This is a genomic window from Streptomyces milbemycinicus (assembly GCF_002154605.1).
Classification (GTDB): Bacteria; Actinomycetota; Actinomycetes; order Streptomycetales; family Streptomycetaceae; genus Streptomyces; species Streptomyces milbemycinicus.
In genome coordinates this window covers 1-13,828 of sequence record NZ_MUNE01000562.1, presented here as the reverse complement: position 1 = coordinate 13,828, position 13,828 = coordinate 1, and the positions used below count along the sequence as shown (strand labels likewise).

The following is a 13,828-nucleotide window of genomic DNA, read 5'->3' as shown; positions in this document are numbered from 1 at the left end:
CTCGCCGACCAGCTGGCCGCCGAGGGGGCGGTCGGGCCGCGTGAGGCGGCGCGGGTCGGGGTGGCGCTGGTGGACGCGTTGCGGGTGGCGCATGCGCGCGGGGTGCTGCACCGGGACATCAAGCCCGCCAATGTGCTGGTGGAGGCGGGCACCCGGCGGGTGGTGCTGACGGACTTCGGGATCGCGCAGGTGACCGGGAGCACGACGATCACCGAGACCGGGACGTTCGTGGGCTCGCCCGAATACACCGCGCCGGAGCGGATGTCGGGGCGCCGCACCGGCCCGGAGTCGGACCTCTGGTCGTTGGGTGTGCTGCTGTGCACGCTGGTCAGCGGCGAGTCCCCGTTCCGCCGTGACTCGTTGGGCGGTGTGCTGCACGCGGTCGTGTTCGACGAGATACGGGCGCCCGAGGCCGCCGGGGCCCTTGCCCCCGTCATCGAGGGTCTGTTGCAGCGCGACCCCGACGTGCGGCTGACCGGGGACGCGGCGGCGCGGATGCTGCGGATGTGCCTGGCGCCGGGGGACACCCCCGAGATCCCCCTGGAGTACACGCCGACGCAGCCCGCCGTGCCGGTGTCGACCGGCCGTGCGCCCGGCCATGCGCCTGGCCATGCGCCCGGGTACGACGGGGCTGAGGGGTACGGGGCTGCCGGGTACGGGGCCTCCGGAGCGGCCGCGGGCGCCACCCCGGCGGCGGCTCCGGCGGCTCCGGAGGCCCCCACCCCCGTCGCGCCCGCCCCGCGCGGCCGGGGCCCCCGCGGCCGTACGGCGCTGATGGCGGCCGTCGCGGTGGTCGCGCTGGCCGGCCTCGGCGCCGGGGTCGCGGTGCTGGCGCTCGACCGGGGGGACGACGACGGCGCGAACGAGGGCCGAGGCGGGGACAAGGCCACGGCCACCGCCACGACGGACCCCGGCAAGAAGCCTTCGAAGGCGCCGCCGACGCCCTCGAAGGCGGCCGTCCCGGACGGCTATGAGCTGGTGGACGACCCGGCCGGCTTCACGATCGCCGTACCCAAGGGGTACTCCCGCGACTTCAAGCCCCCGCGCGTCTACTACAACTCGCCCGGCATGGAGTTCCGGATCGGGATCCACATCCAGGAGCCGGACCCCAAGGGCCCGCTCCAGCTGAGCCAGGAGGCGGACGCCAGGGGACCACAGGACTACCCGGGCTACCGAGGCGGTCAGGTCATCGAGACGGACCGCAAGGGGCAGCCCGCCGCCCTATGGGCGTTCATCTGGAACGGCTCGGCCGACGACGGCGGCTCGCGCCAGACCTATGACCTGACCTGGAACGATGCGGGCAAGATGTACGACGTATGGGTGTCCGCGCCGGTCGGAGAGAAATCCGAGGGAAAGCAGCACTTCGACACGGCTGTTAACACTTTCTCCCGGTCCGCCGACCAGAACTGAACCGCGCCGCAACGGCTTTGTCACGAGCGGTCACAGCCGCCCCGGGGCCGGTGGCGGGCCGCGTGTCCGAGCAGGTAATGATGGAGCCATGACGAACGACGGGGGACGGGCGAACGAGCCCACCAGCTACGAGCTGCGGCCGCCGCAGGCTCCGGCCGCGCCGGCGCCGCCTCCACCCGCGCCGGTGCCGTCCCAGGAGCCGCCGCGCGAGGAGGCTCAGGAGGCTCAGGAGCCGCCTCAGCAGGGCGCCCAGGACCGGCCGCACAGCCCGTACCAGCCGACACAGCTCGACGGCCGGGCCACCTCCGGGCAGCCGTCTTCCGAGCCGTCCTCTGAACGACCTCCCGCCGAGCAGCCCGCCGCCGAGCAGTCCGCCTCCGAACAGCCCGACCCCCGTACGTCGCCGCCCGCGCCCGCCGCCCAGGACTCCAGCATCGGCCGTGTCATCGGCGGCCGTTACCGCCTCGTCTCGCGTCTGGGACACGGCGGCATGGGCACGGTCTGGAAGGCGCACGACCAGGTCGTCGACCGCGATGTCGCGGTCAAGGAGCCGCGGGTGCCCGAGACCCTGCCGGAGGGTGAGCGGCAGAAGGTCTACCAGCGGATGCAGCGCGAGGCGCGCGCCGCGGCCCGGATCGACCACCCCTCGGTCGTCTCCGTGTACGACGTGGCCGTCGAGGACGGCCGGCCCTGGCTGGTGATGGAGCTGGTGCGCGGCGACTCGCTCGCCGACCGGCTGGCCGAGGGCACGCTGGACCCGCGCGAGGCGGCCCGGATCGGCGTCGCGGTGCTGGGCGCGCTGACGGCCGCGCACGAGGCCGGGGTGCTGCACCGCGACGTCAAACCGGACAACGTGCTGCTCGGCCGGAACGACCGGGTGGTGCTGACCGACTTCGGCATCGCGCAGGTCGAGGGCGAGCAGGGGCTGACGGAGACCGGCGCGTTCGTCGGCTCCCCCGAGTTCATCGCGCCCGAGCGGGTGCTGGGCCAGCGACCCGGGCCCGAATCGGACCTGTGGTCGCTGGGCGTCGTGCTGTACGCGGCGGTCGAGGGCATGTCCCCGTTCCGCCGCTCGCACGCCCCCGCGACTCTGCAGGCCATCCTCTCGGCCGAGCCGCAGACGCCCGCCCGCGGCTCGGGCGCGCTCGGCACGCTGATCATGCAGCTGCTGCGCAAGGACGCGGCGGCGCGGCCGTCGGCGGCCGAGGCGCGGCAGGCGCTGGAGGAGGTGGCGCGGCCCCCGCAGCCGGTGCCGACGGTGCTGACGACCCGTCTGTACGGCCAGGCCGGGATCGCGGCCGGGGCCGGCGCTGGGGCCGGGGCCGCGATCCCGGCCTGGCCCGGGGAAGCGCAGCGCGGGGGCAGCCGCTTCGTACCGCCCATCCTGCACAAGAACCGCAAGGCGCAGCTGGGCCTGGGCGGTGTGGTGCTGGCGGTGGCCGCCGCGCTGGTGCTGGTGCTGGTGAAGCCGTTCGCGAGCGAGGGCAGCGGCATTCCCGACAAATGGACGGTCCGGGACGAGCGTGAGGTGGTCGACGCGTCGCTGGCCGTACCCGAGGACTACAAGCGGGTGCTGAACGACAGCGACGAGGACAACCAGTCCGTCACCTTCAAGGACCCCAGTGGGGTCTTCACCATCTATTTCCTCCGGGCCGTCAAAGACGGCGAGGAGGACGTCACCGGGCTCAAGGACGCGGTCGAGAAGACGATCGCGAAGCGCGAGAGCGATACCCAGTACGACTACGCGGACGCCCATAGCAGGCAGGTGAAGTCTTCCCAGCAGGGTCAGCCGGCGGCGGACGTGAACACCACCTACCGCCCCTACGCCAGCAACCGCGACGACTACATCCCCTATCTCGAGCGCTCCCACATCTACGTCAACTCCGACAAGACGCTGTGGCGGCTGAGCGTGACCATGCCCGCCAAGGGAGCGGCCCGTGAGACCGGCGACAAGCTCTACGAGGAAGTCGTGAAGCACCTGGAGATCCAGGACCTCAAGACAGCCGCGAAATAGAGTTACCGTCGGGTAGTCAAACCGGCCGGGGCGGGCCTACCCTCGCCCCCATGACGGACTCGCAGGACAGCGCACAGCCCACGCAGGACGCCCCGCAGGAGGCCGCCTCCGACGCCCCGCAGGAGGCCGCACCGGACGCCCCGCAGGAGGCTGCCCCCGATGCCTCGCAGGACGTCGCATCCGACGCCGGACAGGCGGTCGCGGCTGCCCCCGCCGACGGCAACCCGGTCGCCCCCGCCGGCGCCCGTACCGCGGCCCATGTCGTCACCCCCGAGCTGATCGCCCGGCTTGCGCGCGGCGTGGTGGGCAGCTCCAGCACCACCAGCCACACCCCCTTCACCGGGGAGGTCCTGGCCGAGCTGCCCGAGTCCACCCCCGAGGACGTCGCCGAGGCGTACGAGCGGGCGCGCAAGGCGCAGCTGGCGTGGGCCCGTACCCCCGTGCGCCGACGCGCCGCCGTGCTGCTGCGCTTCCACGACCTGCTCGTACGCCGTCAGTCCGAGGTTCTGGACCTGATCCAGGTGGAGACGGGCAAGACCCGGCTGCACGCCCACGAGGAGGTGCAGGAGGTCTGCCTCACCGCCCGCCACTACGGGCGCAAGGCCCCCGGCTACCTGGGCGCCCGCCGCCACACCGGCGCCGTTCCCGTCCTCACCAAGGTCACCGAACTGCGCCAGCCCAAGGGCGTCATAGGCCTGATATCCCCCTGGAACTACCCCCTCTCCCTCTCCGTCGGCGACTCGCTCCCCGCCCTCGCCGCGGGCAACGCCCTGGTGATGAAGCCGGACACCGAGACCGCGCTGACCGCCCTGTGGGCCCGTGAGCTGCTGATCGAGGCCGGGCTGCCCGAGGGTGTATGGCAGATCGTGCTCGGCGAGGGCCCGGTCGTCGGCCCCGCCGTGGTCCAGCACGCCGACTACGTCTCCTTCACCGGCTCCACCCGCACCGGCCGCGAGGTCGCCCAGCGCGCGGCGGCCCGGCTGGTCGGCTGCTCGCTGGAGCTGGGCGGCAAGAACGCCATGCTGGTGCTGCGGGACGCCGACCTCGACAAGGCCGCCGACGGCTCGGTGCGCGCCTGCTTCTCCTCCGCCGGGCAGCTGTGCGAGTCCATCGAGCGCCTTTACGTCCACACGTCGATCGCCGACGCCTTCCTGGAGCGGTTCGTCGCCCGGACGAAGGCGATGCGCCTGGGCACGGCCCTGGCGTACGGGGCCGAGATGGGCTCGATGGCGGGCGAGCGCCAGTTGGCGACGGTCGTACGCCATGTCGACGAGGCCCGGGAGAAGGGCGCGAAGGTGCTCACCGGCGGCCGCACCCGCCCCGACATAGGCCCGTACTTCTACGAGCCGACCATCCTCGACGGCGTCGAACCGCCGATGGCGGTGTGCGCGGAGGAAACGTTTGGCCCGGTCGTCTCCATCTACCGCTTCACCGACGAGGACGAGGCGGTCGAGCGCGCCAACGCCACCCCGTACGGCCTCAACGCCAGCGTCTGGACGAAGGACGGGCGGCGCGGCCGAGCGGTCGCCGCCCGGCTGCAGGCCGGGACGGTCAACGTCAACGAGGGCTACGGCGCGGCGTACGGCAGCGTCCGGGCGCCGCTGGGCGGCATGGGCGACTCCGGCCTCGGGCGCCGCCACGGCTCGGAGGGCATCCTCAAGTTCACCGAGGCGCAGACGGTCGCGCACCAGCGGCTGTTGCCGCTCGGGCCTGCCTTCGGGATGACGGACGAGAAGTACGCGGCGTTCATGACCCGCAGCCTGCGCGCGATGAAGGCGCTGCGCCTGCGCTGACCGGCGCGCGGCGGAGGGAGCGGGAGGTACTGCTGTGAACGATGCGTACGACGCTGCGGACCACGACGCGTACGACGACGCGTACGACTACGACGTGATCGTCGTCGGCTCGGGCTTCGGCGGCTCGGTGACAGCCCTGCGCCTGACCGAGAAGGGGTATCGCGTCGGGGTCCTGGAGGCGGGCCGCCGCTTCACCCCCGAGACCCTGCCCAAGAACTCCTGGCACCTCCGCGACTACCTGTGGGCCCCCGCCCTCGGCTGCTACGGCATCCAGCGCATCCACGTCCTGGGCAAGGTCATGGTGCTGGCGGGCGCCGGGGTCGGGGGCGGCTCGCTCAACTACGCCAACACCCTCTACGTACCGCCCGAGCCCTTCTTCCAGGATCCGCAGTGGGGCGCCATCACCGACTGGCGGGCGGAGCTCGCCCCGTACTACGACCAGGCGCGGCGGATGCTCGGGGCGCGCCTGAACAAGACCATGACCCCCTCCGACGAGCATCTGAAGGCCGCCGCCGAGCGGATGGGGGTGGGCGAGAGCTTCCATATGGCGCCGGTGGGGGTCTTCTTCGGGGACGGCGACGACGCGGACGGCACGACCACGGCGGCCCCGGGGGAGCGCGTCCCCGACCCGTACTTCGGCGGCGCGGGCCCCTCCCGCCGGGCCTGTACCGAATGCGGCGAGTGCATGACCGGCTGCCGCCACGGCGCGAAGAACACCCTCAACGAGAACTACCTCCACCTCGCCGAGCGGGCCGGCGCCGTCGTCCACCCCATGACCACCGTCGTGGCCATCAGCGAGGACCGGCGCGGCGGCTACCGGGTCACCACCGTCCCCACCGACCGCCGCCGCAAGGGCCCGCCGCGCGCGCTGCGCGCCCACCAGGTCGTGCTGGCCGCCGGGACGTACGGCACCCAGACGCTGCTGCACACCATGCGGGACAAGGGCCTGCTGCCCCGGATCTCCGACCGGCTCGGCATGCTCACCCGCACCAACTCCGAGGCCCTGGTCGGCGCACAGACCTCGGACCGTCGCTACCGCAAGGCCCACCCGGGGCGGGCGCGGGCCGACTTCACCCGTGGCGTGGCGATCACCTCCTCCATCCACCCCGACGACACCACCCACATCGAACCCGTCCGCTACGGCAAGGGCTCCAACGCGATGGGGCTGCTGTCCGTCCTCCAGATCCCCGACGGCGGCCGACTGCCGCGCTGGCTGCGGTTCCTGGGGGCCAACCTCCGGCACCCGACCCTCGCGATGCGCTCGATGTCCAACCGCCGCTGGTCGGAGCGCACCATCATCGGCCTGGTCATGCAGACCCACGACAACTCGCTCACCACCTACCGCAAGCCGAAGGGCCTCGGAAAGGGCCTGCTCACCGCCCGGCAGGGCCACGGCGAACCCAACCCCGACCACATTCCCGAGGGCGCCGAGGCCGCCCGCCACCTCGCCGAGTCCATCAACGGCTTCGCGGGCAGCAACGTCGGCGAACTGATGGGCACCCCGCCCACCGCCCACTTCCTCGGCGGCTGCCCGATCGGCACGGACCCCGACCACGGCGTGATCGACCCGTACCACCGGTTGTACGGGCACCCGGGCATCCACGTCGTGGACGGCGCGGCGGTCTCCGCGAACCTGGGTGTCAACCCGTCCCTGACCATCACGGCCCAGGCGGAGCGCGCCATGTCCCTCTGGCCCAACAAGGGCACCCCCGACCCGCGCCCGCCTCAAGGCGCCCCGTACAAGCGCCTGTCCCCGGTCGCGCCTACGACCCCCACCGTCCCCGAGGACGCCTTCGGCGCCCTCAAGCTCCCCCTGCTCCCGGTCCCGAAGGTGCCGCCCGCCGCCGACTAGCCGCGGCCGGCGGCGGTCGGCCCGGGGCGGCTTCGCCATGTCTCAGCCGGCCTGTCTCAGTTGGCGGCGGACCCGTCGAGCTCGGCGCGCCAGTCGGGTTCGACCGCCATCATGCGCGCGGTTTTCGACGGGTCGCGATCGACCATCTCGCCGACCACCTTGTCGATGTGCTCCAGCACCTCGTCCTCCAGACGCACACCGGCCGCCGCGGCGTTCTCGGTCACCTGCTCGGGCCGCGAGGCACCGATGACGGTGGCCGAGACCCCCGGCTGCCGCAGCACCCAGGCGATCGCGAGCTGGGCCATGGACAGCCCGGCGTCCTCGGCGACGGGACGCAGCCGCGCCACCCGCTCCAGCAGACCGCTGCCGAGCACCCGGCTGACGAACCTCGGGCCCCGGCCCGACGCGGTCGCCCGGGAGCCTTCCGGGGGAGCCTGGCCGGGGCGGTACTTACCGGTGAGCACGCCCTGCGCCAGCGGCTGGAAGGCCAGTTGGCCGATGCCTTGCCGCAGGCACAGCGGAAGGACTTCGGGAGCAGACCGGCGACGCGGGCCAGAGCGTGACGCTGCCGCTGTGGGTCGTCCGCAACGGCGAGCACCAGGGCGACGGCCAGCTCCGCCTCAGCCTCGTCGAGGCCGAGCAGCTGCACGCCGAGCAGCTGCACGCCGAGCTCTGCTACGTCCTCGGCGACTCCTGGAACACGGCGGGCGAGCTGCCGGTCTGCCGTGAGCGTGGGGCCACCGCGGGGGTGCGGTGGCCTTAACTTGCGGTGGGTTTGCCCCAGGGACACGCCGACGCCACGGCGTGTCCCTGGGGCAAACCCACCGCAAACGCGGCCCGTTCCTGGACGCTACGCCCGAGGGCCGTAGGTCAGGCGGCGCAGGACGATCTCGGCGGGGCCGGCCTGCTCGCGCTTGTCGAGCAGGCCGGCGATCAGGACGGTCATGAGCCAGACGGCCACCGCGATGATCGGACCGGTCACCGTGGGGCTGCCGAAGCGGTCACCGAGGGCGAGCGTGAAGGGCGCCAGGAGGACCAGCCAGGCCACCGACTGAAACAGGTATCCCGACAGGGAGCGCCGGCCCAGGGCCGAGAGCGCGCCGACGACGGGGCCGGGCCGGGTGACCCGCATGGCGATCAGGCCGAAGACGGCCACGTAACCCGGGCCGGCGAACATGCCGCTGGCGCCGTGGAGCATCATCATCAGGCCGGCGGCCGACTCGTCGACGTGCAGCCATCCGGCGCTGACCAGAGCGGCCGGGAGGCCTCCGGCGATGGCGACGCCGAGCCCAAGGACGGCGGTCCACTTGAGCAGGGTCTTGTGGCGGGCTGGTTCCTCGAGGACCCGGCGGCGGGCGGCCCACATGCCCAGCCAGGTGATGATGATGAAGGGCAGGACGGTCAGCGTGTGCATCGGCCATTCGCCGAGGCGATCCAGCATGGACGCGAGGTAGTCGGGCGCGGCGAGGGAGTCGACGTGGCTCGACGGCAGCGGGGCCGACCCGCCCGAACCTCCGATGCCGCTCACCACGATGGCGCCGATGACCAGGACCTCAACCGCCGACAGCGCCCAGAGCACCAGCGCGGTCCGGTGGAACTTGTCGCCGCGGCGCAGTAGCACCAGGGTCATCACGATCCCGACGATCCCGTAGGCGCCGAGGAAGTCGCCGTAGTACAGCAAGGCGGCGTGCGCGAACCCGAAGGCGACGAGCCATAGGTTGCGGCGTAAAAGCACCGAACGGACCTGCTTCGGCGTGGCGCCGGAGGCGTCCTGGCGGCGGGCGAGTTGGACGAGTCCGTAGCCGAACATCACGGCGAAGACCGGGTACCCGCGGGCGTGGACGAGTTCGAAGAGCGCGAAGTTGAGGCCGCGGTCGGCGCCTTCTGGTGCGGTGTCGAGGCCGGGCTCGCCGGCGAAGACGACTCCGGCGACGTTGGCCAGCGCGATGATCAGCAGCATCGCCCCCCGGGCCAGGTCCGGCGCGAGGGCGCGTTCGGCGCGCCGTACCGGCCCTCTCGATGTCCGCAGTGCGGTGTCAGCGCTCACGTTCGTCCCTCTCCCCGAGATCCCGTGTTTTAGTTTCTCAGAGAAAGTATCACGGGCATACTAAATCCAACAGGCGCACTGGATCTGGCATGATGGGCCTCATCGACCGGGGCGAACGAGGGAGCCATGACCAGCGAGGACTTCATTCCGGCGGCGCTGCGCCGGCTGTGGGGGATCTCGGAGTCCTCACGTCTCGGGCGGCCCGCGGTCCTCGACGTCAATCTGGTCGTCGCTGCGGCGGTGGAGATCGCCGACCGCGACGGGCTCGGCGGCGTGACGCTTCCCAAGGTCGCCAAGAGCCTCGGCTTCACGGGGATGTCGCTTTACCGGTATGTCGGATCCAAGGACGAGCTGCTTACGCTCATGGCCGACTCCGCCCTGGGTGTGCCGCCGGACATGGACACCGACGACTGGCGCGAAGGGCTGCGCGGCTGGGCCTTCGCGCAGCGCGCGGTGTTCCAGCGTCGGCCGTGGCTGACGCGTGTGCCCGCCTCCGGACCACCCTCCGGACCGAACCAGATCGCCTGGATGGAGGCCGCGCTGGCGATCATGTCCCGCACCCGCCTCGACTGGGCGCACAAGGTCGGCGTCCTATCGCTGATCAGCGGCTACGTGGTCCAGTCGGTGCGGCAGTACAGCGAACTCGCCGAGGGCAGGGCCGAGGGCCAGGGGCAGGCCGACGCCGAGCGCGAATACGGTCGCGCGCTGGTGCGGCTCGTCGAGCCCGAGCGCTTCCCCGAGACGGCCCGGCTGTTCTCCTCGACGCTGTTCGAGGCGCCGCCTTCGGACACCCCCGACGCGGCGATCGCCGACGCGGACTTCTCGCTCGGGCTGGAGCTGATCCTCGACGGCGTCGCCGTCCGGATCGAGGGCGAGGGCCCCGACTCCTGAGGGGGCGGCACGGCTCTTAGGGGTGCGGTGGCCGTAACTTGTGGTGGATATGAGACGGGGACACGCCGGACGCCACGGCGTGTCCCTGTCCCGAACCACCCGGGCTCAGCCGGGCCGTTGCGCGATCCAGCGCGCGGGCGCGTCTCTCCGACTCCTACGGCGTGTGCCAGATGGCGAATGTGGAATCCGGTGGACTTCCCTTGTGCCGGTAGACCTTCACTTCATGGCTCTTCTTGTCCGCGGTGATGGTGAACCGGGCCTTCCAGATGTTGGGGCTCTTGCACGGCCAGCCGACTTCGGGGATGCAGCTCTGTGAGTGGAAGGTCGCTTCATAGCGCGCGAACCTGTTCCACTTGTTCGTCCCGGTCTCGATGGTGCGCAGCTTCGAGTCCTCGGCGACGGTCATGCCGAGGTTGTTCGCGGTGGCGTTGAGTTCGATGCTGGATTGCGTCTTCCAGTTGGACGGGCTCTTGGTGGGGCAGACGAGTACGTCCATGTTCCACTCCCCGTAGCGGGGAGAGAGCCTGCTGCCGGGGTAGAAGGTGACCCGGGTGTTCTCGCAGCCGGCCGTGCCTGCCGCGCTTGCCGCCTTGTGCGTGGGGGCCGCGGATCCCTGGGTGGCGGTCGCGGCGACCACCGCGCCCACGGCAAGGCCGCAGGCGGCGGTGGCGGTGGCCAATCGCTTCAGTTTCACGGATTTCCTCCATGGGTGGGGTCGTGCGGGGCGTTGGTGGCGGGGCTCATGGCGTGCGGTACAGCGCCATACCGCGGGGCATGGTGCTGTCGACGGCGCCTCCGTAGACGAGGCGGACCTTGCCGGTCTTCTTGTCGGCGATGAAGGCGAAGCCCACCTCGACCTTGTGCGTTTTGGCGCAGGGCCACTCGATGAGGGGAGCGCAGTCGTTCACGACGAAGCTGCCCATGTAGGTGGCGTTCCGGGTCTGCTTGTTCTCGCCCGTGCCGAGAACCCTCAGGTTCGCCGATTCCAGCTTGTAGCCGATGGACTGGCCGGTTTTGTTGCTGGCGGCGGTGGCGTTGGTCTCCCAGCCGTCGGCGTCTTCCTTCGGGCAGACGTTGACGGCGAAGTCCACCTCTCCGTAACGCCAGCGCGGCGGGATGCCGTCGCCCGGATAGACCTTGACGTGCCGCGACTTGCAGCTTGAGGCTGAGGCGCCCTCACTCGCCTGCGCCGGGCTGAGGACGGCGATCGCGCCTGCCACCAGTCCGGCGACAGCGGTAACCGCCAAGAGGCGGCCCTTTTTTATGCGTGCGGTGTTCACACAGTGCTCCTCGATCAAAGGAATGTGCGGGGAAAGGGGCCGACCCTGAGCGCCTGGCTGTGAGGCCAACGGAAGGGGCTTCACAGGGCGGTGCCGACCCGTTGAGAAGTAGCGTCGCGGGCCGCTCAGCCCGGAGCAATGGCTGGCGGCGTCTGGGACAGTCCGCCCTCGTCCGCCCAGCTCAGAGGGTGTCTGAGCCACCGTCTGAGCCACCGTCTGGGACAGCACCCGACCGGCCCTGGGCGTCCCGGACTGTCCCGGAGACCGAGAGATCTTGCCGGACAGCCGACGGGCCCCACAGGCTCCATTCAGTCCCCGAAACCCGAAGGCCCGTAGGAGGTCGTGATGACGCTGCAGGCACGCACAGCCCGCACCCGCCGCGGGCCGGGGAAGGCCCCCCGTACCGCCCGGAGAAGGCACGCACGTCCCACCCGCACCAAGACGGCGATACGCGCGGCAGTACGGTGCGCCAAGACCGTATTGGCCCTGTGCGTGACCGGGATCGTCTCCGTACTCCTGGGCGCGATCCTCGGCGTACAGGCCTCCCCCACGTCGGAGCCGCCCGACGGGGTCGTCGTCGAAGCGCCGCCCGCCAAACCCCGGCCGACGCCCGCGAAGGTCCGCCCCGGGCCCAAGCCGGCCGCCGTGAAGACCGTCGTCCTGCGCTACGGCGACACCTTGTACGGACTCGCCGAAAAGCACCACAGCACCGTCAAGGCGCTGCAGCGCCTGAACAAGCTGGGCACCTCGACCCTCATCTACGCCGGTGACACCCTGCGCCTGCCCGGGTCGGCCGCGGGCGCGGCGGAGGAGCCGGTGTCGGCCGGCGGCAGGACCGGCCCGCCCACGGCCAAGCACACCACCGGCCGCTCTGACGACACCGCAGACGGCAGCGCCAGGAAGGCCGCCGAAAAGCCCGCCAAGAAGCCTGCCGAAAAGCCCGCCAAGAAGCACAGCGAGGGTCGGGCCACGAAGGCCATCGCCTACGCCAGGGCCCAGCTCGGCAAGCCCTACATCTGGGGCGGCACGGGCCCCCGGGGCTTCGACTGCTCAGGCCTGGTCATGCGGGCCTGGCAGTCCGCCGGCGTCACCCTGCCGCGCACCACCTGGAGCCAGATCCATGCCGGAACCGCCACGACCCGGGGCCGTCTGGTGCCCGGTGACCTCGTCCTCTCCTATGGCGGGGGACACGTGGGGCTGTACATCGGCGGCGGACGGGTCATCCATGCCCCCAGACCCGGTGCTACCGTCACCATCGCGTCCTTGCCCGATCCCGGCAACGTCGTCGCCTACCGCCGCATAAATCGGTGACGGCCCATCTGGCCGGGGATGACGCTGAAACTCGTTTGACTTCGAGTGTGCTCCAACTCCTAGTGTCCTGGGCAGACGGTTCCGAGCCCAGGAGGCAAAGCGGCATGACCAATGTTTCCACCCGGCACCTCGGCGAACTGGCGGTCTCCGCGCAGGGCCTGGGGTGCATGGGTATGAGCCACGCCTACGGCGCCGCGGACGACGAGCAGTCGATCGCGACGCTGCACCGCGCCCTCGACCTCGGGGTGACCTTGCTGGACACCTCCGACTTCTACGGCGTCGGGCACAACGAGGAGCTGATCGGACGGGCCATCGCCGGGCGCCGTGACGAGGTGGTGCTGGCCACGAAGTTCGGCTTCGCCAACCGCCTGGGCGAGCCCACCCGGATCCGCGGCGACGCCGCTTACGTACGGCAGGCATGCGAGGCGTCGCTGCGCCGGCTCGGGGTCGACCACATCGACCTCTACTACCAGCACCGGGTCGATCCGCAGGTGCCGATCGAGGAGACCGTCGGCGCCATGGCCGAGCTGGTGCGGGCCGGGAAGGTCCGCCACCTCGGGCTGTCCGAGGCCGGTGCGCAGACCATCCGGCGGGCGCATGCGGTGCACCCGATCGCCGCGCTGCAGAGCGAGTGGTCGCTGTGGACCCGCGACCTGGAGGCGGAGATCGCCCCGGTCTGCCGCGAGCTCGGCATCGGCCTCGTCCCGTTCTCCCCGCTCGGACGCGGCTTCCTGACCGGCCGGTACACCTCGGTCGAGGGGCTGGAGGAGACCGATATGCGGCGGACCCAGCCGCGTTTCGCCGACGGCAACCTCGAACGGAACCTGGCGATCGTCGCGAAGCTGAACGAGCTGGCCGAGGCGAAGGGGGTCACCGCCGGTCAGCTCGCCCTGGCCTGGGTGCAGCACCAGGGCGACGACGTGGTGCCGATCCCCGGCACCCGGCGGCAGCGGTATCTGGAGGAGAACATCGCGGCCCTGGACGTCGAGCTGTCCGCCGAGGACCTGGCCGCGATCGAGGCCGCCGCCCCGTCCGAGCAGATCGCGGGCACCCGTTACGACGCGACCAGCCTCACCTTCGTCAACGGCTGAGCCCGCCGCCGCGCTCCGCCCCCGGCTGTCCCATCGGCGCGGCCGCATGCCCGTCACGTACGAAGGGGCCGCCCGGCCCGGGCGGCCCCTTCGTGTACGGCTTCGACGCGGCCCGGCGGCGTCGAAGCCGTACACGAAG

The 13,828-nt window shown here is 71.8% G+C and carries 11 protein-coding genes and 1 pseudogene; 8 read left to right on the top strand and 4 right to left on the bottom strand.

Translation table 11 applies throughout. The features are described 5' to 3' along the window. The 4 genes from CCN51_RS38160 to CCN51_RS38145 all read left to right on the top strand — a co-directional run. A partial coding sequence (locus CCN51_RS38160) for a protein kinase domain-containing protein (RefSeq protein WP_086860630.1) occupies nucleotides 1-1,410 on the top strand: 1,410 nt, incomplete at its 5' end. 88 nt (nucleotides 1,411-1,498) lie between these two features. Next, complete coding sequence (locus tag CCN51_RS38155) at nucleotides 1,499-3,424, top strand: serine/threonine-protein kinase (protein WP_086860628.1); 1,926 nt, start codon at nucleotides 1,499-1,501, stop codon at nucleotides 3,422-3,424. Nucleotides 3,425-3,474: 50 nt separating this feature from the next. Next, the gene (locus CCN51_RS38150) at nucleotides 3,475-5,217 is read left to right on the top strand and encodes a succinic semialdehyde dehydrogenase (protein WP_014177392.1); all 1,743 of its coding nucleotides are present in this window, start codon (nucleotides 3,475-3,477) and stop codon (nucleotides 5,215-5,217) included. Between the two features lie 34 nt (nucleotides 5,218-5,251). After that, nucleotides 5,252-7,069 carry a GMC family oxidoreductase gene (locus CCN51_RS38145; RefSeq protein ID WP_014177391.1) on the top strand — a complete coding sequence of 606 codons (1,818 nt, stop codon included), beginning with the start codon at nucleotides 5,252-5,254 and terminating at the stop codon, nucleotides 7,067-7,069. 56 nt (nucleotides 7,070-7,125) lie between these two features. On the opposite strand, the pseudogene CCN51_RS38140 reads toward CCN51_RS38145, so the two are convergent. Further along, nucleotides 7,126-7,605 (bottom strand): annotated as a pseudogene (locus CCN51_RS38140) (aldo/keto reductase); the annotation flags it as partial. Between the two features lie 23 nt (nucleotides 7,606-7,628). Between CCN51_RS38140 and CCN51_RS38135 the strand changes: the two are divergent. Then, complete coding sequence (locus CCN51_RS38135) at nucleotides 7,629-7,832, top strand: hypothetical protein (protein WP_014177389.1); 204 nt, start codon at nucleotides 7,629-7,631, stop codon at nucleotides 7,830-7,832. A gap of 87 nt (nucleotides 7,833-7,919) precedes the next feature. On the opposite strand, the gene CCN51_RS38130 is transcribed toward CCN51_RS38135, so the two are convergent. Further along, nucleotides 7,920-9,116, bottom strand: a complete 1,197-nt coding sequence (locus CCN51_RS38130) for a DUF418 domain-containing protein (protein ID WP_014177388.1) — start codon at nucleotides 9,114-9,116, stop codon at nucleotides 7,920-7,922. A gap of 126 nt (nucleotides 9,117-9,242) precedes the next feature. On the opposite strand from CCN51_RS38130, the gene CCN51_RS38125 reads away from it, so the two are divergent. Further along, nucleotides 9,243-10,007, top strand: coding sequence for a TetR/AcrR family transcriptional regulator (locus tag CCN51_RS38125; RefSeq protein WP_014177387.1), 765 nt, complete (start codon nucleotides 9,243-9,245; stop codon nucleotides 10,005-10,007). A gap of 154 nt (nucleotides 10,008-10,161) precedes the next feature. On the opposite strand, the gene CCN51_RS38120 is transcribed toward CCN51_RS38125, so the two are convergent. Together CCN51_RS38120 and CCN51_RS38115 are read right to left on the bottom strand one after the other, a co-directional pair. Further along, nucleotides 10,162-10,701 carry a hypothetical protein gene (locus CCN51_RS38120; protein WP_143676011.1) on the bottom strand — a complete coding sequence of 180 codons (540 nt, stop codon included), beginning with the start codon at nucleotides 10,699-10,701 and terminating at the stop codon, nucleotides 10,162-10,164. A 46-nt stretch (nucleotides 10,702-10,747) separates the two neighbouring features. Continuing rightward, nucleotides 10,748-11,287 (bottom strand): hypothetical protein, encoded by a 540-nt coding sequence (locus CCN51_RS38115; protein WP_043487062.1) that lies wholly within the window; start codon nucleotides 11,285-11,287, stop codon nucleotides 10,748-10,750. Nucleotides 11,288-11,632: 345 nt separating this feature from the next. Between CCN51_RS38115 and CCN51_RS38110 the strand changes: the two genes are divergently transcribed. Both CCN51_RS38110 and CCN51_RS38105 read left to right on the top strand, forming a co-directional pair. Continuing rightward, nucleotides 11,633-12,598: a C40 family peptidase gene (locus tag CCN51_RS38110; protein WP_014177384.1), complete on the top strand. Its 966-nt coding sequence runs from the start codon at nucleotides 11,633-11,635 to the stop codon at nucleotides 12,596-12,598. Nucleotides 12,599-12,702: 104 nt separating this feature from the next. Then, nucleotides 12,703-13,689 (top strand): aldo/keto reductase, encoded by a 987-nt coding sequence (locus tag CCN51_RS38105; RefSeq protein ID WP_014177383.1) that lies wholly within the window; start codon nucleotides 12,703-12,705, stop codon nucleotides 13,687-13,689. Nucleotides 13,690-13,828 lie beyond the last annotated feature (139 nt).

Coding starts and splice junctions, on each gene's coding strand:
- CCN51_RS38150 (WP_014177392.1), top strand. CDS start 3,475: ATGACGGACTCGCAGGACAGCGCACAGCCCACGCAGGACGCCCCGCAG.
- CCN51_RS38125 (WP_014177387.1), top strand. CDS start 9,243: ATGACCAGCGAGGACTTCATTCCGGCGGCGCTGCGCCGGCTGTGGGGG.
- CCN51_RS38105 (WP_014177383.1), top strand. CDS start 12,703: ATGACCAATGTTTCCACCCGGCACCTCGGCGAACTGGCGGTCTCCGCG.
- CCN51_RS38155 (WP_086860628.1), top strand. CDS start 1,499: ATGACGAACGACGGGGGACGGGCGAACGAGCCCACCAGCTACGAGCTG.
- CCN51_RS38110 (WP_014177384.1), top strand. CDS start 11,633: ATGACGCTGCAGGCACGCACAGCCCGCACCCGCCGCGGGCCGGGGAAG.